The 21,524-nt window shown below is 58.5% G+C and carries 19 protein-coding genes; 10 read left to right on the forward strand and 9 right to left on the reverse strand.

Going from position 1 to position 21,524, the window contains the following annotated elements; all coding sequences use genetic code 11:
* Positions 1 to 34: 34 nt before the first annotated feature.
* Complete coding sequence (locus tag ACO06L_RS01145; RefSeq protein ID WP_202348435.1) at positions 35 to 1,312, forward strand: valine--pyruvate transaminase; 1,278 nt, start codon at positions 35 to 37, stop codon at positions 1,310 to 1,312.
* On the opposite strand, the gene ACO06L_RS01150 is transcribed toward ACO06L_RS01145, so the two are convergent.
* The 3 genes from ACO06L_RS01150 to purM all read right to left on the reverse strand — a co-directional run bounded on the left by ACO06L_RS01150 (position 1,309) and on the right by purM (position 3,857).
* Positions 1,309 to 2,043, reverse strand: a complete 735-nt coding sequence (locus ACO06L_RS01150) for a DUF3108 domain-containing protein (protein ID WP_202348434.1) — start codon at positions 2,041 to 2,043, stop codon at positions 1,309 to 1,311. The genes ACO06L_RS01145 and ACO06L_RS01150 overlap by 4 nt on opposite strands.
* 90 nt (positions 2,044 to 2,133) lie before the next feature.
* Positions 2,134 to 2,796, reverse strand: coding sequence for a phosphoribosylglycinamide formyltransferase (purN, locus tag ACO06L_RS01155; protein ID WP_202348433.1), 663 nt, complete (start codon positions 2,794 to 2,796; stop codon positions 2,134 to 2,136).
* Positions 2,793 to 3,857 carry a phosphoribosylformylglycinamidine cyclo-ligase gene (purM, locus tag ACO06L_RS01160; RefSeq protein WP_202348432.1) on the reverse strand — a complete coding sequence of 355 codons (1,065 nt, stop codon included), beginning with the start codon at positions 3,855 to 3,857 and terminating at the stop codon, positions 2,793 to 2,795. Before purM ends, purN begins: the two co-directional genes overlap by 4 nt.
* Before the next feature lie 66 nt (positions 3,858 to 3,923).
* Here purM and ACO06L_RS01165 point away from each other — a divergent pair, with 66 nt between their 5' ends.
* From ACO06L_RS01165 to ACO06L_RS01185, 5 genes are read left to right on the forward strand one after another with little or no spacing between them, the layout of a single operon-like run.
* Complete coding sequence (locus ACO06L_RS01165; RefSeq protein WP_421845179.1) at positions 3,924 to 5,354, forward strand: DUF2066 domain-containing protein; 1,431 nt, start codon at positions 3,924 to 3,926, stop codon at positions 5,352 to 5,354.
* A 21-nt stretch (positions 5,355 to 5,375) separates the two neighbouring features.
* Positions 5,376 to 5,936: a CDP-alcohol phosphatidyltransferase family protein gene (locus ACO06L_RS01170; RefSeq protein WP_202348431.1), complete on the forward strand. Its 561-nt coding sequence runs from the start codon at positions 5,376 to 5,378 to the stop codon at positions 5,934 to 5,936.
* The gene (gene hda / locus ACO06L_RS01175) at positions 5,933 to 6,631 is read left to right on the forward strand and encodes a DnaA regulatory inactivator Hda (protein WP_064230572.1); all 699 of its coding nucleotides are present in this window, start codon (positions 5,933 to 5,935) and stop codon (positions 6,629 to 6,631) included. Before ACO06L_RS01170 ends, hda begins: the two co-directional genes overlap by 4 nt.
* A 60-nt stretch (positions 6,632 to 6,691) precedes the next feature.
* Positions 6,692 to 7,489 carry a ParA family protein gene (locus tag ACO06L_RS01180; protein ID WP_202348430.1) on the forward strand — a complete coding sequence of 266 codons (798 nt, stop codon included), beginning with the start codon at positions 6,692 to 6,694 and terminating at the stop codon, positions 7,487 to 7,489.
* A 12-nt stretch (positions 7,490 to 7,501) separates the two neighbouring features.
* Positions 7,502 to 7,837, forward strand: coding sequence for a YqcC family protein (locus ACO06L_RS01185; RefSeq protein ID WP_064230574.1), 336 nt, complete (start codon positions 7,502 to 7,504; stop codon positions 7,835 to 7,837).
* Here ACO06L_RS01185 and nadC read toward each other — a convergent pair whose 3' ends face one another.
* Positions 7,838 to 8,677, reverse strand: a complete 840-nt coding sequence (gene nadC / locus ACO06L_RS01190) for a carboxylating nicotinate-nucleotide diphosphorylase (protein ID WP_202348429.1) — start codon at positions 8,675 to 8,677, stop codon at positions 7,838 to 7,840.
* A 223-nt stretch (positions 8,678 to 8,900) separates the two neighbouring features.
* Between nadC and ACO06L_RS01195 the strand changes: the two genes are divergently transcribed.
* The 4 genes from ACO06L_RS01195 (at position 8,901) to ACO06L_RS01210 (ending at position 14,945) form a co-directional block, all read left to right on the forward strand.
* Positions 8,901 to 11,210, forward strand: coding sequence for a DUF1631 domain-containing protein (locus ACO06L_RS01195; protein ID WP_202348428.1), 2,310 nt, complete (start codon positions 8,901 to 8,903; stop codon positions 11,208 to 11,210).
* A 69-nt stretch (positions 11,211 to 11,279) separates the two neighbouring features.
* Positions 11,280 to 11,906 (forward strand): 1,6-anhydro-N-acetylmuramyl-L-alanine amidase AmpD, encoded by a 627-nt coding sequence (ampD, locus tag ACO06L_RS01200; RefSeq protein WP_202348427.1) that lies wholly within the window; start codon positions 11,280 to 11,282, stop codon positions 11,904 to 11,906.
* Positions 11,907 to 12,794 (forward strand): histidine kinase, encoded by an 888-nt coding sequence (locus tag ACO06L_RS01205; RefSeq protein ID WP_202348426.1) that lies wholly within the window; start codon positions 11,907 to 11,909, stop codon positions 12,792 to 12,794.
* 120 nt (positions 12,795 to 12,914) lie between these two features.
* Positions 12,915 to 14,945, forward strand: a complete 2,031-nt coding sequence (locus ACO06L_RS01210) for a methyl-accepting chemotaxis protein (RefSeq protein ID WP_202348425.1) — start codon at positions 12,915 to 12,917, stop codon at positions 14,943 to 14,945.
* A gap of 42 nt (positions 14,946 to 14,987) precedes the next feature.
* On the opposite strand, the gene ACO06L_RS01215 is transcribed toward ACO06L_RS01210, so the two are convergent.
* The 5 genes from ACO06L_RS01215 to ACO06L_RS01235 form a co-directional block, all read right to left on the reverse strand.
* Complete coding sequence (locus ACO06L_RS01215; protein ID WP_202348424.1) at positions 14,988 to 15,545, reverse strand: cob(I)yrinic acid a,c-diamide adenosyltransferase; 558 nt, start codon at positions 15,543 to 15,545, stop codon at positions 14,988 to 14,990.
* A 14-nt stretch (positions 15,546 to 15,559) separates the two neighbouring features.
* Positions 15,560 to 16,453 carry a ketopantoate reductase family protein gene (locus ACO06L_RS01220; RefSeq protein WP_064230581.1) on the reverse strand — a complete coding sequence of 298 codons (894 nt, stop codon included), beginning with the start codon at positions 16,451 to 16,453 and terminating at the stop codon, positions 15,560 to 15,562.
* A 5-nt stretch (positions 16,454 to 16,458) separates the two neighbouring features.
* A complete protein-coding gene (locus tag ACO06L_RS01225; RefSeq protein WP_202348423.1) occupies positions 16,459 to 19,311 on the reverse strand; it encodes a valine--tRNA ligase in 2,853 nt (950 codons plus the stop codon).
* A 131-nt stretch (positions 19,312 to 19,442) separates the two neighbouring features.
* Positions 19,443 to 19,958, reverse strand: a complete 516-nt coding sequence (locus ACO06L_RS01230; RefSeq protein WP_202348422.1) for a DNA polymerase III subunit chi — start codon at positions 19,956 to 19,958, stop codon at positions 19,443 to 19,445.
* Positions 19,945 to 21,438, reverse strand: a complete 1,494-nt coding sequence (locus ACO06L_RS01235; protein ID WP_202348421.1) for a leucyl aminopeptidase — start codon at positions 21,436 to 21,438, stop codon at positions 19,945 to 19,947. The genes ACO06L_RS01230 and ACO06L_RS01235 overlap by 14 nt, the downstream gene beginning before the upstream one ends.
* Positions 21,439 to 21,524: the final 86 nt, after the last annotated feature.

The following is a 21,524-nucleotide window of genomic DNA, read 5'->3' on the forward strand; positions in this document are numbered from 1 at the left end:
ATATTTTCAGATTAGGTCAGATGGATTTTACCCCATGAAACTCTCTGCTTTTGGTCGCAAGTTCACCGCCGATGCCGGCATCACGTCTCTGATGGATGACCTGGGTAATGCCATGGCATCCGGCGACGACATGATCATGATGGGTGGCGGTAATCCGGGGCACATTCCCGAGATCCAACAGAGAGTTCAGGAAATTCTGGCTGATATGAGCCGTAACGAGGGTGACGTTCGTCGCCTGGTCGGCATCTACGATCCGCCCCAGGGCGAAAAGCAGTTTATCGCCTCGCTCGCCGAGCTGCTCAACCGGGAATATGGCTGGGGCCTGAAACCCGAGAACATTGCCCTGACCAATGGCAGCCAGGCGGCCTTCTTCATGCTGTTCAACATGTTCGGCGGCGATTATGGTGAGGGTCACCGCAAGCACATCCTCTTGCCCCTGGCGCCCGAGTACATCGGCTACGCCGACGCCGGCATCGAACCGGGCCTGTTCCATGCGGTGCAGCCGGACATTTCGTTCACCGATGCCCACGAATTCAAGTACCGGGTGGATTTTGATGCCGTGGAGGTTACCGGCGAGACCGGCGCTATCTGTGTGTCACGCCCCACCAATCCGACTGGCAACGTCGTTACTGACGAAGAGCTTGCGCGGCTTGAAGAGCTCGCCCGACAACACGACATACCGCTGATCGTCGACGGCGCCTATGGCACACCGTTTCCCAGCCTGCTGTTCGTCGATGCAACGCCTACCTGGAACGACCAGATCATCCTCTGCCTGAGCCTTTCGAAGCTTGGTTTGCCGGCAGCGCGGACCGGTATCGTGATTGCGGCCCAGCCGGTGATCAAGGCGTTGTCAGGCATTAACGCCATTATGAATCTGGCGACGGGCAGTTTCGGTGCCATGTTGGCGGAGCCTCTGGTTCGCTCCGGTGAGATTCTGTCCCTGAGCCGGGATGTGGTTTGCCCCTTCTACAAGGCGAAGATGGAGCGGGCGGTGTCTGCTTTCCGGGAGGCCATGGGGGAGGACAGTTGCCGCTGGTATGTCCATAAACCCGAAGGCGCCATGTTCCTGTGGCTCTGGTTTCCGGATCTGCCGATTACCAGCCTTGAGTTGTATCAGCGGCTGAAAAGCCGGGGTGTTCTGGTGGTTTCCGGGCACTATTTCTTCCCGGGGCTGCCGGAAGATGGCTGGAGGCACCGGCACGAATGCCTGCGCGTGACTTATTCCCAGGACGACGACCGGGTTGCGGAAGGCCTTCGGATCATCGCCGATGAGGTCAAGGCCGTCTGGCGGGAGGCCGGGCGCGATTTCTAGCGCTCGAACTCCGCTTCCTTGAGTTTAAGTTCGTAAGTGCTGCCGTCCGGCTCCACCTGTCTGAGCCGGACGAGCAGGAAATTCTGTTCCGGTGAGAACCACATCAGGGTCTGGCGCTTCGAGTCCTCGCGAACTTTCTCCGCCTTGAGGGTGCTCCTTTGTTGGCTGCCGGTACTCATTTTCTCGCCATTGATCACCGCGAAGCGATCTGTGTCGATGGAGTTTCCGTCGAGCACCCGATAGGTCATCTCCCGCTTACCGTTCTTGATGTCCTGGTGCAGCTGAAGCTGATAACCCAGTGGATCCAGCAGGCCTTCCTCCAGTTCCAGCTCAAAGGGCTTTCCTTTGTATTCCCCGGTCGCAATGCCTGCAGACCAGTCAAAGTCGATGGAGTTCTTGCGGTCGCTGACCAGAAATCCGGATAAGCGATACCGGTATCTCATGGGTATGACTTGATCGTCTTCCCAGCGAAAAACCAGGGATTCATCGATACTGACGATAAAGGAGTCCACATCCGTGCGGTACAGCCAGACGTCGTTGCCCTGGGAGGTGAGTGTGCGCTTTGCAGTACCATTGAGGGATAGGCCTTTTTCCATGGCCGCGGTGTAGCTGGCCTCAAAAGGAACCAGCCCCGCTTCGGTCTCTGCGTGCAGAGTGACCGGCCAGGCCAGAATGCCGAGGCAGGTCAGCAAGGCCACGCAGCCTATTCTGCTGAGTTGTCGTGAAAGCATCTTGTTAAACCCGAACCATTACCGTCATCAATGGCGACAGTGTAGCTGCTCGGGCAGGATGCGGGGATGACAATTCGTTCAGGCGATGTATCAGTTGTCCGGCAGGCGCATTGGGGCGGTCAAAGGTTCGCCGTCGAACAGCACGTAATCGCTGCCCAGTTGAATCCGGCCTTCGCAAAACCAGCGCACAACGATGGGGTAGAGGATATGTTCCTTGGCCTGTACCTTCTCTGCGAGGCTTTCGGGAGTGTCATCGGAAGCAATCGAAACTTCTGCCTGAGCAATCACGGGGCCGCCATCCAGCTCTTCGGTAACGAAGTGGATAGAAACGCCGTGAACCGTATCGCCCGCCTCCAGTGCCCGGCGGTGAGTGTTCAGCCCGGTGTATTTTGGCAGCAGCGAAGGGTGAATGTTCAGCATTTTGCCTCGAAACGCCCGAACGAAATCCGTGGTCAGAATCCGCATGAATCCTGCCAGCACAATCACGTCCGGATTGTAGCGGAGGATTTCTGTCATCAGGGAGGCGTCAAACTCGTCCCGGGATTCGAAATTCTTGTGGTTTACCACAAAGGTTTCGATATTGGCCTGGGCCGCACGTTCCAGTGCAAAAGCGCCAGGCTGGTTGCAGCCGACAGCAACGATCTGTCCGGGGAAGTCCCGCTCACGGCTGGCATCAATCAGAGCCTGCAGGTTGGTGCCACTGCCAGAGGCGAGCACCAGGATTTTCGGCAAAGGGGTCTGATCTGCCTTCATGCCGACAGCAACCCTGGTGCGTAGCGAACGCAAGCATCTGCTTCTTCGTTATCTGCACGTTCGATCAAGCCTACCTGCCAGGCGTGCTCACCCAGTGCTTTCAGGGTATCCAGGGCCAGTTCTTTCTGATTGGCTGGCACGCAGACAATCATGCCGATACCGCAGTTGAACGTTCGGTACATTTCTTCACTGGCAACGCCGCCGTTGTTCTTGAGCCACTGGAATACCGGGGGCAGCGACCAGCTGTCGGTATCAATGGCTGCAATGGTCCCGTTCGGCAGCACCCTGGGAATATTTTCCGGCAGGCCACCACCGGTGATGTGGGAAAGTGCCCGAACGTCCACTTCGCGAATCAGCTGCAGAAGGTTTTTTACATAGATTCGCGTCGGTGCCATCAGGGCATTGGCCAGGGTGGTGTCGCCCATTGGCTGGTCGAGGTCGGCGTTGCTGACTTCCAGAATTTTCCGGATCAGGGAGTAGCCGTTGGAGTGGGGGCCGGAGGAGCCCAGGGCGATCAACACGTCTCCAGACTGGACACGGCTGCCATCAATAATCTCGCTGCGCTCGGCAACGCCCACGCAGAAGCCAGCGAGGTCGTAGTCGTCGCCTTCGTACATGCCCGGCATTTCGGCGGTTTCACCGCCTACCAGTGCACAACCAGCCTGTTCGCAACCCTCGCCAATCCCGGCGACAACCTGTGTAGCAACGTCTACGTTGAGCTTGCCGGTGGCATAATAATCAAGGAAGAACAGTGGTTCAGCACCACCAACCACCAGGTCGTTCACGCACATGGCGACCAGATCAATACCGATGCTGTCATGCTTGTCCAGCTGCATGGCCAATCTGAGCTTGGTGCCCACTCCGTCAGTACCGGAAACCAGAACCGGCTCGTTGTATCCGGCGGGAATCGAGACCATGGCGCCGAAGCCGCCCAGGCCGCCAAGAACCTCCGGGCGGCGGGTGCGCGCTGCGGTGTCCTTGATTCGGCTGACGAGTTCATTGCCTGCATCGATATCGACGCCAGCATCGCGGTAGGTCAGGGAGGGCTTCTGTTCGCTCATGGTGTACTTAACCGTTGGCCAGTGGGTCAGGCGGCGGATTTTAACAGGTGCGGTGTGGCGCTCCAAATGTATATTGCTTTTCTGAAATCCGGGGCCGCTACTCACGCCCTGGGGCATGGTGTATCCTATGCGCCATTCATGCGAATTGCAGGGTGTTTCATGTCAGTATCAGGACAAAAGCCGGCACAGAGGTCTGTATCCCCGGCGTGGTTCTTTGCGCTGTTTGCTTTTCTGCTGGTCGGGTTTTCCGCCCAGGTAACCGCAGTGACCGTTTCCGGTCTTTATTCGGCCAAAGTACCGGTGGAAGGATCGTCGCCGGGTCAGCTGGCCCAGGGCTATGCGGATGGCCTGAGCCAGGTGTTGGTGAGGGTTTCTGGTACCCGCGACGTGCTTGCGATGGAAGGCGTTCAAACACTGCTGTCCGATGCCGAGTCGCTTCTGCTTTCCTATCAGGTTGCCCGGGATGAGTCTGGCCAGAGTGTTCTGAGCATGTCCTTCGGAGCGGTCGGGGTGAACCGCGCGCTGGCCTCAATCAACGCGCCGGTGTGGGGTGCTAACAGACCGCTCACGTTGGCCTGGATTGCTGCCGAGGACCGTGGCTCGCGAACACTCGTGACCCGGTCTGACGCAGGCGCCGGGCAGGAAAGCTCTGCAAGCTGGCGGGCTGCGTTCGATGAGGCTGCCAGGAAGCGGGGCTTGCCGGTGGCACTGCCGCCGGCGGATTTCGCCGCAGACCGGGAATTGTTGTCGGATATCTGGGGGCAGTTCATTGGTCGGGTGAAGTCCGCCTCCGAGGACCTGGATCACGATGTGCTAGCCGTGGTGCGGGTCAGCCGTGCTGGCGGGCAATGGCGTGCCGGTTGGGTGTTCGATGGTATGGCCATGAATGCTGGCGAAGAGTCAGTGACCGCACAGACTCCAGAAGCATTGGCAGAGGCGATGATTAATCGCTGGGCCGAGCTGTACGCCAGCCGATACGCCGTGTCTGCTGCGGAAGTGGGGGATTCCCCGCAAGTGGATATTGTTCTGCGCGGCGTAACCTCACTGGAAGACTACGCCCGAGCCAATAAGGTGCTGGAGGGGCTGACACCGGTTGTCAGTGTCGGTGCCCACAGGGTGCGCGATGAACAACTTACCCTGCGTGTGGCTTTTTCCGGTGAGCTGGACCAGCTTCGCGAGTACATCGCCCTGGATCCACGCTTTGTTCCGATGGAGTCAGACGTTCCGGCCGATCCGTCCGATGCCGCCCGCATAACAGCCGACCCGGTGGCGTCGTCTTCGACAAATGCCGAAGAAACGCCCGAAAGCCAGGAAGCGCAACCGGTGGAGGGGGATCAGCAGACCTCAGCTGAAGAATCTGAGGAGACTTCCTTGTATACCTACCAGCCGGTGCCCGTTGATGAGGAAGAGGCCAGAGAGGCGTTCGAATCCCTGTACCAGGTTCTGTACTATCGTTGGCAACCGTCTTCTGTCATCGGGAGCGATGGCGGCGAATAAGGTGTAACCGGAGGGAGTCTTTTGAATTTGCACCGCTGGCGCTGGATTCCCAATGCCCTGACGTTCCTGCGTATTCTTCTGATCGCTCCCTTCGCGGGAGCGTTATTGACCGGAGATTATCGCCGTGCGTTGCTGATATTCTTTCTGGCAGCCGGCACAGACGCGGTTGACGGCTTCCTTGCCCGGCATTTCAATTGGCGTTCCAGGCTTGGTGCAATTGCAGATCCTCTTGCCGACAAGGCCTTGCTGATCACCGCGTACCTGATGCTTACCCTCACCGCTGTTCTGCCAGTGTGGCTGTTTCTGCTGGTGTTGGGGCGTGATCTGCTGATTGTGGTCGGCGCCCTTGCCTACCACTACAAGGTTGGTCGATACGATATGGAGCCCAGCATTCCCGGCAAGGTCAATACTTTTATCCAGATTCTTGTAGCCCTGGCCATCATTGTGCTTCTGGCAGACCTGCCGATGCAGCCTTGGGTGGTGGATGCCGGCATTCTCCTGGTGGCTATCTCCACAGTGTTCAGCGGGGGGCATTACCTGTTCGTGTGGGGCTTGCGGGCCTGGAGGGCTACCCGGCCATGACCGCATCCCAGTTGGTGCTCGGGGTCAAGCTGCGTGACGACGCCCGATTCGACAATTTCCATGGCGACCGGAACACGGGCGCAGCCCAGCGCCTTGAAAGCGTTTGTCAGCAACCTGATGATGTTCCGGTGGTTGTTCTGTGTGGTGATGCCGATACCGGCAAAAGCCATCTTTTGCAGGCGGTTTGCCACCTGGGTGAAAAGCAGGGCAGGGCTGCGGTCTGTATCAGCATTGCAGAGCTCGAGCCTTTTGGTCCTGATGCTCTGTCGGGGCTTGAGACCCATGACATCGTCTGTCTGGACGACATCGACCGCATCGCCGGTCAGCGGATGTGGGAAGAGGCCATTTTTCATCTCTATAACCGGATACACGACCGTGGCGGCCTTTTGCTGGTAAGTTTGGCGGATTTGCCGGCCAGTTTGCCCTTCGAGTTGCCGGATCTGGTCTCCAGGTTCAGCCATGGGCTGATCATCCAGTTGGGTATCTACCGGGATGAGGACCGCCTGACCATTCTCAGGGCCCGTGCCGAGAAGCGGGGCCTGGTGATGGCGGATGATGTAGCCAGCTATATAATGCGCCGGGCGCCTCGAAGGCTCGGTGATTTGCTGGGGATTCTGGATATACTGGATGAAAATTCACTTCAGGCACAGCGACGGCTTACTATCCCGTTTGTGAAAACAGTGATGGGGTGGTGAGTTGGAATGGGTTCATCGCAGGGCAGAAAACGATAACGAATTCATCAAGGGAGAGGCAAAATGAGACGGGTGGTATTCAACCAGAAAGGCGGTGTCGGCAAGTCCAGTATCACGTGCAATCTCGCAGCGATCAGCGCCGCTCGTGGAAAGCGAACCCTGGTCGTGGATCTCGATCCCCAGGGAAACTCCACCCACTACCTGCTGGGCAAGCCGGCCAGCGAGCTCAAGGATACCGTTGCGGATATGCTGGAGCAGACGGTGGCCTTTACCGTGTTCAACCGCCGTCCGGACGAATTTGTCCACGCCTCACCATTCAAGAACCTGTTTGTGATGCCTTCCAGCCCGGAGCTGGACTTCCTGGAGCGCAAGCTGGAAGCCAAGCACAAGATCTACAAGCTGAGAGAGGCTCTGAAAAAGCTCGGTGAATCCTTCGATGCAATCTACATCGACACAGCGCCCGCGCTGAATTTTTATACGCGCTCTGCGCTGATTGCCGCTCAGCGCTGCCTGATACCCTTCGATTGTGATGATTTTTCCCGTCAGGCCCTTTACAACATTCTCAATGAAATCCGAGACCTCCAGGAAGATCACAACGAAGATCTGGTGGTTGAGGGAATTGTTGCCAACCAGTTCCAGCCTCGCGCCAGCCTTCCTAAGCAGCTGGTCAGGGAGCTTACCGAGGAAGGCTTGCCGGTTTTGCCGGTGCGGCTCTCAAGCTCCGTGAAGATGAAAGAATCTCATCAGAGCCGTCAGCCACTGATTCATATGGCGCCCAAGCACCCGTTGACTCGCCAGTACGAAGACCTGTTCCGGGTTCTGCATGGCGAAACCGTGGAGCTTGAGCCTCTCACCGACTGAAGCGAGATTGATATGACCGAATCCGGTGACCCGATCGGGCAGGTGGCGGATTGCCTGCTGAACATAGAGATGGAGTTGCGGCAACTCGGGCTTTGGGAGTCCGAGCCACCACCGGAAGAGGCTTTCCAGAGTGCTCAGCCATTTTGCATCGATACGCTGGAGTTTACCCAGTGGCTGCAATTTGTCTTTGTGGAAAAAATGAAGATCATTATTGAAAATGACCACCCCTTGCCTTCGGCCTCCGGCATAGCACCCATGGCTGAGGAGCACTTCCGGGGGCGGCCCGAGTCCGGCAACAGGCTGGTCAGGGAGCTGGAGGAAATCGACCGCCTTCTCAGCGGGGAGTGATCAGTCCAGTCTCATTGACAGGTCGACAGCCTTCACATCCTTGGTCAGCGCGCCAATCGAGACGAAGTCGACCCCCGTCTCGGCGATCGGCACCAGGGTGTCGGCGTTGATTCCCCCGGAGGCCTCAAGCTTTGCCTTGCCTTGGGTGGTGGCAACCGCCGTTCGCATATCTTCAAGTGAGAATTCATCCAGCATGATGATGTCGGCGCCCGCCTTCAGGGCTTGCACCAGCTCGTCAAGGTTCTCGGTTTCCACTTCAACCGGTTTGCCCGGGGCAATCCTGTGGGCGGCCTCGATGGCTTCGGCAATCGAGCCGCAGGCGGCAATATGATTTTCCTTGATCAGGAAGGCATCCCAGAGCCCGATGCGGTGATTGAAGCAACCGCCACAGGTGACGGCGTATTTCTGTGCCAAGCGCAGGCCCGGCAGGGTTTTGCGGGTATCCAGCAGTCGTACATTGGTGTGGGCAACCCGGGCGGCATAGTTGGCGCAAGTGGTAGCAACCCCGGACAGGGTCTGAAGCCAGTTCAGGGCGGCGCGTTCGGCGCTCAGCAAGCTTCTGGCAGGGCCCTGCATGGTAAACAGTACCTGATCCGGTGAAACGGTTTCGCCATCGGATACCTGCCAGGTGAGCTCGACGGCCGGATCTACCTGCCGGAAAACCTCGTTTACCCACTCCTTGCCCGAAATCGTTGCGGTTTCTCGGGTAATCACGCGGCCTTTCGCCTGTTTGTCGGCGGGTATCAGTTTGGCCGTGACGTCACCATCACCAATATCTTCCCGCAGGCTCTGGGCAACATTCTCGATTCTGGCCTGACGAAGGAGTTCAGGGGGGATCATAGGGCAAAGTGTCCGATGCAGTGGGTTGTAGGCTTTTGAGGCTGTCAATTCTAATGGGCTGCTGGTGAATCGCCAAACTCTTGAGTCCAGACTGCTAAACTGTGATGCAGGTCAGGTATACACAAAAGGTGACAAATTCTGACACAACCTGACGTGGGCAGCTCGTATCATGTGAAGTGGATAATCAAACAGGCATTTGTGCGATACAAGGCGGAGCAGCGACATGGTGCACGATAACAAGGTTGTCAGCTTTTCAGGCCAGAAGCCGCCCGCCCGGTTTGCATTGCCTGCAGCCCTCGTCCGCCTGCGTGACGCATCGGGTCAGTCCCTCAAATCCGTTCTTGCCAGTTTTTTCGATCGTGCCGATGATGCCCTGTTTGAACTCGCCGACAGAGCCGGCTCCAACCTCGACCAGACCGCCTATTTTGATGCCATGCGTGAGCTCAGGCTTCGCCGCAAGGCCATGGTGGTCTCGATCCTCCAGTACGTCAGCCAGGCTTTCAATGAAATCGGCAGGTTCCAGCCCCAACAAAGCGCCAGGACCCTGGATGAAGTTGACGAGGACTCTCTCAGCCTCGTTGACCATTCCCAGCTTGAGCAGCAGGTGGCAGTCGACAACCTCATAAATAAACTCCGGAACCGTTATACCGAACAGATCCGTCTGCTTACCGTCCGGGTTGGGCATCTGGTGCCGGGCATCGAGCTGAAAGACGCACAAATGCCGCTGAGCCCTGAGATCATCTGTGGCGGTGTTGCCGAGGCCTGTGCCGACCTCGACATTGATATCCGGGCCAAGCTGGTGGTTCTGAAGCTGTTTGATCGCCTGCTCGCCGATACCCTCGGTGATTTCTACAAAGAAGCCAATCGCACCTTGATTAAAGAGGGGGTCATGCCTGATATGAAGCGGCCTCCTGCCGGCAAAGCGCCTGCGCGCTCCGGTCAGCGCATGTCAGGGGAAAATTCAGCGCCGACAGGCGCCAGCGTTCAGGCCAGTTCCACCGACGAGAGCCAGGGTATGTCTCAATCGCAGGCCACATTCTCAGAGCTCAGTGCGCTGCTGCATCGAGGCGATGCTGGTGCTGCCTGCGGTGGTGCCCCCGCTGGCGAAGCTTACATTGACACTGATCGACTGATGGCGCGTCTTACCGAGGCCCAGTCGAGCAGCCGGCAATGGGGCGATGGTGCCGTTGTGCCACTTAACGAGCAGCTTCAACCCATCCTGCGCTCCGGTGACGGAAAAAGCCTTCATGTGGGGCAGGTAGACAGTGATGTGATCAATCTGGTTTCAATGCTATTTGACTTCATCCTGGAGGATCGTCAGTTGCATCCGGTGATGAAGGCGTTGATCGGTCGTCTGCAGATCCCGGTGCTGAAGGTGGCGTTGAGTGACAAAAACTTTTTCAATCGCGGCGGTCACCCGGTTCGCAAGCTGCTTAACGAGCTGGCGCTGTCAGCCATTGGTTGGACTGAGAAAAAGACAGGTCAAAGGGATCCACTTCGGGAAAAGATTGAGTCGGTGGTAGATCGGGTGCTTGGCGAATTCACCACCAACGTCAGTTTGTTCGAAGAGTTGCTTAAAGATTTCAGTCACTTCATGGATCTCGACCGCAGGCGTCGTGAGCTTGTGGAGCAACGTCTTCGGGATGCGGAAGAGGGGCGAGCCCGTCAGGAGCGGGCGTCCCAGGCGGCAGAAGGATTGGTACAGGAGCTGACTGAGCAGCGGGACATTCCAGAGCCGGTTGCCGGTCTTCTCAACGAAGCCTGGACCAAGTATCTGCAGTGGGTGGTTCTGCGGGAAGGTGAGGAAAGCGATCGCTGGCAGCATGCCCGGAACCTGACCGAACAGCTGGTGTGGAGTGTCGATCCGCGGCCGGTCAATGATTCCACCCGGGGAGAGCTTCTGCGGGCAATTCCAGCCATCGTGGATGACCTTCGCAAGGCGCTTCAGGAGATTTCCTGGGACCCCTTTGCCACCGATGCCGCCATTCGTGATCTGGAACTGGCACACGTGGATGTTTTCCAGCGGCTGGTAACCGCGCCGTCGCGTCCGGAATCACCAGCAGAACCTGAGGACCTGCCGCAGCCGGAACCCGAGCGTTCGGTCGAAACGCCTGTGGCCCCTCAAGCGCCAGTTGAGGAGTTGAAGCAAACTCCGGTTCCGGCAGAGCCCGTGGAGTCACCCGTTGCGGTGGTCAACGAAGCGCCTTCCGAAACGGGAGGGAAAACCGGAACAGAAGAGTCGGCTTCGGTATCGCCACAATGGCTGGAAAAGGCGGAGAGCCTCCGTGTAGGTTCCTGGATTGAGCTAACCCGCGACGAAACCAAGGTGCGCTGCAAACTTGCGGCCTTTATCAAGGCTACCGGCAAGTACATCTTTGTGAACCGCAGTGGTGCCAAGGTGGCCGAGTATCTGCGCCAGGAGCTGGCCGCAGACATGGAAGCCGGAAAAATCAGCATGCTGGATGACGGCCTGATTTTCGACCGGGCCCTGGAGTCGATCATCGACAACCTCCGCAGCAGCCGCAAGGACTGATTCGTAGCAACCGTGGCAACTTTGTGATTCAATCAGAGGCTGTAATGCTCTGAAACTTTTGGAATTACTTTGCCCGATTCAGACGTTTTTTCCGAACGCCCTTCAGCCTCCGGTACCGATGGAAATTCGCTTCGCGAAACCGGGCGGATTTCCTTCGCCCGCTGGACCCCTTCGCCGAATTTCGGGCCTCGTCCGGATGGAGCAGGCATCTCTCTTCTGGTCGTCCACAATATCAGCCTGCCTCCGGGTCAGTTTGGTGGCCGCGAAATAGAAGACTTCTTCTGTAACCAACTCGACCATTCTGCGCACCCCTACTTCAAGACTATCGAGGGCGTCCAGGTGTCTGCGCACCTGCTGATTCGCCGCGATGGCGCGCTGGTCCAGTTTGTCAGCCTGCTTGATCGGGCCTGGCATGCCGGCCGATCGTGTTTTGAAGGGCAGGAGGAATGCAATGATTTTTCCATCGGGATTGAACTGGAAGGGACCGACGACACCCCTTACACCACCGAACAATATCGCATGCTGGCGAAAGTGGCGGACCTGATTATGACGGCCTGGCCGGATGTCACGGCCAATCGGATTACCGGGCACTGCGACATTGCGCCCGGCAGGAAGAGCGATCCGGGGCCTGCCTTCGACTGGCAATTTTTCCGGGCAGCCCTCCAGGCAGTCCAGGGATCCGGGAGGAACGTCTGAATGGAGTTTGTTGTGTTTCTTCTGGCGTATATGGTACGCAGGCGTCTGGATTCCCTGGATCTGCTGTCCGGGGATGAGGTCTGGCGTCGGTGGTTTCGCAATGGCAGCCGGGTCAGGGCGGGCCATGAGTCGGGGATTGCTATCGGGCTGGCGCTGGTTGTATTGCCGGCCTTCCTGCTGGGTCTTGCGGAATATCTCCTGGTAGCCTCCGGCTGGAGAATGGCCGCTTACCCATTGGAGTTCCTGGTTCTGGTCGTCCTCATGGGTACACCCGGCTGGCGACAGGTGCTCCGGGCTTACGCAGAGGCATGGCAGCGGGGAGACATGCAGTCGGCGTGGCATCATGTGAAAGATCTTTTACCGGCCGATGAACGGGGTGCAGCGGTGTCTCCCGAGGCCATGCATCTGTCCCTGTCCAAGGCATTGATGGTTTCGGTGTTTCAGCGCTTCTTCCTGGTGGCTTTCTGGTACGTGGTTGGCGGTATCGGCCTTGCGGTTCTGGCGCGTGGTTTGGTCGCGCTTGCCGATCAATGGCTTCAGGCGCCGGCCAGGCCGCGTTTTGCGAGAATATCGGACCTGGCCGGCTGGGTCCCCGCAAGACTTCTTTCTTTGACCTTCGGGATAGCCGGAGACCTTGCCGGCTGGCTGCGGGAAACCCGCCGCACCCTCACTGGTGTAACCAAAAAAGCCGGGGAGGTCCTCATGATTTCGGCCAATGGGTCGTTAACCGGGTATGCACTGGATCCAGCCCGCTTTTCCCGGGTTCACCCGGATGAGTGGACAGCGTTCGGAGGACGTAGCCTGAGAGCAGTAAGGGATTTATTGAACAGAAGCATGCTGGTATGGATATGCACGCTCGCTCTGCTGGTCATTTCCGGGGTTGTCTGACCTGGATTTTATAAAACATTACAGTTTAACAACAAATAATGCTTAAGTTTTTAAGACTTTAGGCGACAATATAAGAAAAGAACATACGTTCAGTTGTTATTTGCCAGCACGAGGGTCACTGTGAAGCAACTCATTAATCCTGCCATTGCACTGATGAACCGGCTGCCAATGGTCTACAAGTTCAGCCTCATCAGCATTCTGTTCCTGTTACCGATCGGTGGACTGTCCTGGCTTGCCATTTCCGAGCTGAACCGCTCGGTTCAGACCATGACTCGAGGTGTCGAGGGGCTTGAACAGCTTCAGCAGGTGGATCGGCTGGTGGACGCCGCGATGGATTATCGGGATTACCGTTCACCGGCAATTATCAAGGATGAATCCGCTATTACGGCAGTTTCTGAAGAAGCGGCCGGTGAGATAGACGACACTCTGGCGGCACTCGTTGCCGAAGAGCGTTCGTTCGATACAACCGGCTCATGGGCTGAACAGGTGCAGTCCCTTCGCCAGGAGTGGGAGGCACTCCGGGCGGATGATAACTATCAGGGCAGCTTCGATCCCCAGTTCAAATATTATCAGGAGTTTGTCCAGAAGGCCCAGGCTCTGCTGTCCGCGACCATTGAAATTTCAGGCTTGGGGCAGGGAGCCTCGAGGGAGAACCAGCTTATTCTTGGCCTGGTCAGCGACTCGCTCCCTGCCGCACGCACCGTGATCGGCCGTGCAAAATCCTACGGCATCTTCGCGCTGGTTGAGGGTCAGGTGGGCTATGCACTGAGCGAGACCTTGAACGCGATCTATGACCAGCTAACCAATCGCAGCTCATTGCTCTCACCTGCGTTGGCCCTGGCCTCCGAGGCATCGCCGGCGTTGACCGAGCAGGCGGGCAATGCGATTCAGCGGGTTGATGAGAGCCTGATGGTGGTCCGGGATCAGCTGGATCTGAACGTGATTACGCCAATGCGTCTGGAAATGCCCTGGACCGAATACGACGATTTGATGTCCGGGCAACTGGCTCATTACGACGAGGTCAAGACGGCTGCGTTCAGTGTGGTCGATTCGAACCTGCGAGCACGGCTCGAGAGTGAGATTAACCAGCGTCGGCTGATCGTCATTGCTCTCATTGCCATCCTGCTGGTGGTCGTCTATCTCTATATCGGTTTCTTTATGTCGGTGCGCACCGCCATCAACCGCTTCAGCGAGGCTGCACGGAGCGTCGCTGCCGGTGATATGACCACCCATATCATGTTGCGTAACCGCGACGAGCTGGGCGAACTGACCACTGAGTTCAACAACATGACCGACCGGATTGCCGAGCTGATTCGCTCGGTCAGCCGGACCACGGCGGATGTGGACCAGCAGGCGACCCGGGTCAACGACACCGCGGCTGCCAACAGCGAGGCCGTGGCACGCCAGATGGAAGAAAGCGGCCAGATCAACGAGGCCATGAACCAGATGGTTGAGGCGGTCCACGAAGTAACAGAAAGCGCTCACCGGGTTGCAGACAGCGCCAGTAACGCCGAACAGGATACGGAAACCGGGCGTGGTGTGGTTGCCGACACCGTTGAAACCATCAACAAGCTGGCGGGCGAGATATCTGGCGCCGTGGAAGTGATCAACCGGGTCAGCAAGGACAGTGACAACATCAGCCAGGTGCTGGTCGAGATCAAGGCGATTGCCGAACAAACCAACCTGCTGGCTCTGAATGCCGCTATCGAGGCTGCCAGGGCCGGTGAGCAGGGGCGCGGTTTTGCGGTAGTTGCCGATGAGGTTCGCTCGCTTTCCCAGCGTACCCATAAATCCACTGAAGAGATTGAGGGTATGATTTCCCGCCTTCAGAGCGGCGTGAAAGATGCGGTGTCAGCCATGACCAACAGTCGGGACGTGACCGAGGCGACGGTGCAGAAGTCGGGTGAGGTCACGGAGGCTCTGGACAGGATCGCCAAGGGTATTTCGGTGATCGTGGATATGAGCCACCAGATTGCCCAGGCGGCGGAAGAGCAATCCGCCGTTGCCAAGAACGTGAATTCGAACGTTGAGCAGATCGGTGAGCTGGGTCAGAGGACTGCCGCCAACGCCGAGGAGACGCTCGGTTCCTCGCGGGAAATGTCGCAGCTGACCGCCTCACTCCAGCGCCTGGTGGAGGCCTTCAAGGTCTGACTGGCGCCAGCTTCCGAGTAACAGTGAAGACAAATCCGGCCCCTAGAGGCCGGATTTTTTTTGCTCCCAGAGAATTTCCTCACCACCATCGCGACGGGCCAGGACGCGGGCGATGACAAACAACAGATCCGACAGACGATTCAGGTAGTGCCGGGAGGCGGTATTGATAGAATCTTCATGGCCGAGGGCAACAACGACTCGCTCCGCCCGACGGGATACCGCCCGGGCCAGGTGGCACTGGGCTGCCGCAGGTGTGCCGCCAGGCAGGATAAAGTTCTTCAGAGGTGGCAGACCCTCGTTATGGCGGTCGAGGGTGTTTTCCAGCCATTCGATATGATCATCACCGATCACGCGGCTGCCGGGGATGGCAAACTCGCCTCCCAGATCAAACAGGTGGTGCTGGATGCGGCGCAGGCTTTCAATCAGTTCGTCGTCGCTGTCGAGAGTCTCGATCAGCAGCCCGATGTGACAATTCAGCTCATCGGCGGTGCCCATGGCTTCAACCCGCTGGGCATTCTTGGCAATACGGTTGCCATCGGCCAGGCCCGTGGAGCCATCATCTCCGGTGCGGGTGTAAATCTTGGAAAGGCGGTTGCCCATCAGTCTGCTCCTGATTAGTGTGACGACAGTTGTTGTACCCGTTCGGTCAGCATTTGGTTCACTGGCGTTTTGATACTGAGTTCATTTCCCAGCTGTGTCAGGTAACCGTTGATAAAGTCTATCTCGGTTCGGCGGCCCCTGAGAACATCGGCACGCATGGAGGATGTGTTGCCGGCGGTATTGCGAGCCACCTGCTCGATGCGCTGCCGCAGGGAGTTCGGTGTCTCTCTGATCTGAAGGGAGGCGTCCATCAGTTCTGATAGCTCGTGGCAAAGGTCGTCGATGGTGCTCTGATACAGGTGCGTACTCAAAATCTCGCCATTCGGGCAGTCCAGGATGGCGGTGTAGGGATTGATGCCGGCGTTGATGATGAGTTTTTGCCAGAGTCGCTGGAGGATGTCCGGCTCGGGATGAACAGCCAGGCCGGTGGCTGCCAGCATTTCTACGGTTTTGCTGACGGCGGCTCTGGCGGGCTCGGTCATTGGCCCCACCCAGGTATCACCGGTGCCGGCATGAACGAGAAGCTTCGGCTCCGGCCGGTTGGCGCCTTCGGTGGTGCTGGCGGCCAGGATCGGGCGCTCCGGCCACCGGTCGGCAACAGCCTGTTGGCTGCCCAGGCCGTTCTGGAAAAGCAGGATGGGGGTGTCCATGGCAAACTGGTCGATCACCCCCGCCAGGGCATCCAGGGTGTCACCGGCCTTGGTTGTGACCAGAAGCAGATCTGGCTTGTTACCCGCCTTGAGGAATGGGATTCGTACCGTTGATTCCGGCCCTTTAAAGGGCCGGAAACGGTAACTGAGATCGGTGTCGGTCGGCTCGCCAGGCCTGGCAATGAAGGCAACGCGACCCGCGGGTAGCATTGCGCCCCAAAGCCTGCCCAGAGAGCCTGCACCGAGAATACCGATCATGCCGGTTACATGGCCTCGATGTCGGCCCTTTGCTGGCTCAGGCGAGCCTGGCTGCTCTGGGCGTCACGGAGTTTCTCCTGCTCCTTCTCAACCACTTCGGCTGGGGCTTTGGCGGTAAACTTCTCGTTCCCCAGCTTGCCCTCCAGGCGGCCAATCTCTTTCTGCAGGCGCTCCAGCTCCTTGTCCAGGCGCTTGAGTTCCGCATCCTTGTCGATCAGGCCGGCCATGGGGACCAGCACTTCCATTTCTCCCACCAGTTGGGTGGCGGACATCGGCGCTTTGTCACCCTCGAACCAGTCAAGGCTCTCCAGCTTGGCAAGGGAGCTCAGGAACTGGCGGTTGTCGTTCATGCGACGCTGATCTTCCGCGTCTTTGCCACGCAGCAATACCGGGATCTTTTTCGCCGGGGAAATGTTCATTTCACCACGGATGTTTCGCACTGCAACGATGACGCCTTTCAACCATTCAATATCGGCGGTCACTGCAGCATCCTGCTTGGTGGCATCCGGCTGTGGGTAGGCCTGCAGCATGATGCTGTCTCCGGTCTTGCCGGCCAGGGGCGCAATGCGCTGCCAGATTTCCTCGGTGATGAACGGCATCATCGGGTGGGCCAGGCGCAGGACGGCTTCCAGTACGCGCACCAGGGTGCGACGGGTGCCGCGTTTGGCTTCGGCACTGGCGCTTTCATCATTGAGCACCGGCTTCGACAGTTCCAGATACCAGTCGCAGTATTCGTTCCAGATGAATTCATACAGCGCGTAGGCAGCCAGGTCAAAGCGGTATTGGTCCAGGTGGCGGATCACATCCTGCTCGCAGCTCTGCAGTTCGCTGATGATCCAGCGGTCGGCAAGGGACAGCTCCACCGGCTCGTCATTCACGCCGCAATCTTCGTCCTCGGTATTCATCAGCACGTAACGGGCTGCGTTCCACAGCTTGTTGCAGAAGTTGCGGTAGCCTTCCAGGCGCTTCATGTCCCAGTTGATGTCACGACCGGTGGTGGCCATGGCCGCCAGGGTGAAGCGCAGGGCGTCGGTGCCGTGGGCGGTGATGCCCTCCGGGAACTCCTTTTTGGTGCGCTTGCCGATCTTCTCGGCCAGCTTGGGCTGCATCAGATTGCCAGTGCGCTTCTCCAGAAGGTCATCGAGGCTGATGCCGTCGATCATGTCCAGCGGATCGATCACGTTGCCCTTGGACTTGGACATCTTGTCGCCGTGCTCGTCCCGGATCAGGCCGGTGACATACACGGTATGGAAGGGCACCTGGGGTGTACCGTCTTCGTTCTTCATGAAGTGCATGGTCATCATGATCATCCGGGCTACCCAGAAGAAGATGATGTCGAAGCCGGTCACCAGCACATCGGTTGGATGGAAGGTTTTCAGGCGTTCGGTGATCTCCGGCCAGCCCAGGGTGCCGAAGGTCCACAGGGCAGAGCTGAACCAGGTGTCGAGAACGTCTTCGTCCTGCTCGAGGGCGACGTCGGCGTCGAGGTTGTGCTTCTGGCGGACTTCGTCTTCGCTACGGCCAACGTAGATGTTGCCTTCGGCGTCGTACCAGGCCGGGATGCGGTGGCCCCACCAGAGCTGGCGGGAAATACACCAGTCCTGGATGTCCCGCATCCAGGCAAAATACATGTTTTCGTACTGTTTCGGTACGAACTGGATACGGCCATCCTCAACAGCTTCGATGGCCGGCTTGGCCAGGGTCTTGGCATCGGCAAACCACTGGTCGGTGAGCATCGGCTCGATAATCAGGCCCGACCGGTCACCGCGGGGGACGCTGAGCACGTGATCCTCGATATTCTCAACCAGACCCTCGGTTTCCATGTCGGCGACGATCTGTTTGCGGGCCGCTTCGCGGGTCAGCCCGGCGTAGGCGTTTGGCATGGTCCCGTCGAGTTCGGTGTTTTCAGTGCCGTCCGCGTTGAACACTTCGGCCACGTCCCGGATGTTGGCATCCTGGGTCATGACGTTGATCATCGGCAGGTTGTTGCGCTTGCCGACGGCGTAGTCGTTGAAGTCGTGAGCCGGGGTGATCTTCACGCAGCCGGAACCTTTCTCCGGATCGGCGTGATGGTCGGCAACAATGGGAATCCGGCGATTCACCAGCGGCAGCATCACGTGTTTGCCAATCAGGTGCTGGTAGCGCTCGTCTTCCGGATGCACGGCCACGGCTGTATCGCCGAGCATGGTCTCGGGCCGGGTGGTAGCGACTACGAGGTAGTCTTTGCCGTCTTTGGTCTGCGCGCCGTCAGCCAGCGGGTAACGCAGGTGCCAGAAAAAGCCTTTTTCTTCCTTGTTTTCCACTTCCAGATCAGAAATGGCGGTGTGCAGTTTCGGGTCCCAGTTGACCAGGCGCTTGCCACGGTACACCAGGCCTTCGTCGTACAGACGGATAAACACTTCCTGAACGGCTTTGTAGAAGCCGTCGTCCATGGTGAAGCGTTCGTTGTCCCAGTCTACAGAGTTGCCGAGGCGCCGGATCTGGCGGGTGATGCTGCCGCCGGAATGTTCTTTCCAATCCCAGATACGCTTGATGAACTCTTCCCGACCCAGGTCGTGGCGGGTTTTGTCTTCTTCAGCGGCCAGTTTGCGTTCAACCACCATCTGGGTGGCGATGCCGGCGTGGTCGGTACCGACGGTCCACAGTGCGTTGCGGCCCTGCATGCGCTTGAAGCGGGTGAGGGTGTCCATGATGGTGTGCTGGAACGCGTGGCCCATGTGCAGGCTGCCGGTAACGTTGGGCGGCGGGATGGCGATGCTGTAGGACGGGCCTTCACCGCTGGGGCGGAAGTACCCTTTGGATTCCCAGTTTTCGTACCACTGGCGCTCGATGTTTTCTGGCTGGTAGGTTTTTTCCATGGGGTTCTGCAGTGACCGTTGGTTGATTCACAAGGGAAAATTGAGACGCCCGATTATACATGGTCGCCTGCCCAACGGCGAAATCCGAGTTAAACCGTAGGTCGGGTAAGCGAAGCGTAACCCGACACAGGCTATCCCCGCTTCCTGAGGTCATGCACCCGCGGTTCAATCCCCAGTGCCCGCAACTGCTTGAAATGCGACCGGGCCTGATTCAGCACATTCCGGTCGTTATGGGCAACCAGCGCAAGCCGCTTAAAACGGTCCGCATCCGCCGGCAAGGTGGCCGAGAGAATGATCACGGTATCCCAGTCTTCGGCAACCGGCGGGCAGAGCAGGATGCCGACAGGATCGGGGCAGGTGGTAGCGGAATCGGGAACAACGCTGTGGGGGATGAAGGCGTCGGGGCTGAAGTTCCAGAGCAGGTCGTCCAGCTCTTCAGCGTGTTGCATGGTATCGCAGACGATGCACACACGATCACCCTGCTGCCAGGCTTTGTCCACGAGTTTGGCGGCGTGGAGGTTGCGGGCGGCAGGGGTGTTCTGGGCAAGGATATGGAACCAGTAGCGTTGGTTCCGGTCCTCCTGGCCGGAAGCTCCGGCAGCAGGGCTGCCGGGTTCTGGAGAGGGTGCCGGGTTATTTTCCGGCATGGGACATCAGGTAGTCGACCAGCAGAGGGACCGGACGGCCGGAGGAACCTTTGGCTTTGCCGGAATGCCAGGCGGTGCCGGCGATGTCCAGGTGGGCCCACCGGTAGTCCTTGGCGAACCGGGACAGGAAGCAGGCTGCAGTAATGGTGCCGGCCGGGCGTCCGCCGATGTTGGCCATGTCGGCGAAGTTGCTGTCCAGCTGGCTCTGGTATTCGTCCCAGAGCGGTAGACGCCATGCCCGGTCACCGGCACGTTCGCCGGCAGCCAGCAGTTCGTTGGCCAGATCATCGTTGTTGGCCAGCAGGCCGGTGGCGTGATTGCCAAGGGCAATGATGCAGGCACCGGTCAGCGTCGCCAGGTCGATGACGGCGGCCGGGTCGAATTTCTTCACGTAGGTGAGGGCGTCGCACAGTACCAACCGGCCCTCGGCATCGGTGTTGAGGATTTCGACGGTCATGCCCGAGAGGGTGGTTACGATATCGCCCGGGCGGGAAGCGCCGCCGTCCGGCATGTTTTCCGCCGCGGCAATCACGGCCACCACGTTGATCTTGGGTTGGGTTTCGGCCAGGACTTTCATGGCGCCAAAGACACTGGCGGAGCCGCCCATGTCGTACTTCATCTCATCCATGCCTTCGCCGGGCTTGAGGCTGATGCCGCCGGTGTCGAAGGTGATGCCTTTGCCGACAAGTACGTGAGGCTTGTCCTTGGCCTTGCCACCACGGTATTCCATCACGATCAGGCGCGGCGGCTGTGTGCTGCCTTTGCCCACGGCCAGGATGGTGTTCATGCCCATTTTTTCCATCTGCTTTTCATCAAGCACTTCGGTCTTGATGCAGTCGTAGTCCTTGGCCAGCTTCTTCGCTTGCTGGGCCAGCCACTCCGGGTGGCAGATGTTGGGTGGAGTGTTGCCGAGATCCCGGGTGAGGTTCATGCCTCGACCGGTGGCCAGGCCGAGGTTGAAGGCATCCTTGAGGGCCTTGCTGGCACTGGAGGCAAGCACAACGGCTTTGTTGAGCTTGCGGGCGGCGGGTTTTTCGCTCTTGAAGTCGCTGAAGGTGTAAAGCTGGTCTTCCAGGGTGCGGCCGATCAGGCTCAGCCGGGCGGCTTCGGAACTCACGGCCTCTTCTCCGGTTACCGTCGTGTCCGCCAGGGCGATGGCCACACTTTTCGATGGGCCATCCTTGAGTGCGGTCATCATCGCGATCAGCGCCTTGCGGTAGTTGGCAGGGCTGCGATCAGTATCCTTGCCAGTGCCAACCACGAGCAGACGGCTCCAGGGCTGGTCTGTCAGGGGAATTGTCAGAGTCGTGGCAATCTTGCCGGAAAGGTCGCCGGCCTTCTGGAGCGTCTTGATCAGCCCGCCGAGTGCTTCATCGGCCTGATTGGTAGAATCGGGCCAGGTACCCTTCTCAGGCAAGCCGATTACGAGGCAGTCTGCTTTGCTACTGGCGATGGCTTTACTGCTCAGGCTGAAATTCATGGCAACTCCTGTTGATTGTTCGCGAGACATCCGCCGACGGCGGGAATCGTTCTTGATTGTGATCTAGTCTAGCATTGGGGCGGGCC

The sequence above is a fragment of the Marinobacter sp. genome, assembly GCF_965229985.1.
Lineage (GTDB): Bacteria > Pseudomonadota > Gammaproteobacteria > Pseudomonadales > Oleiphilaceae > Marinobacter.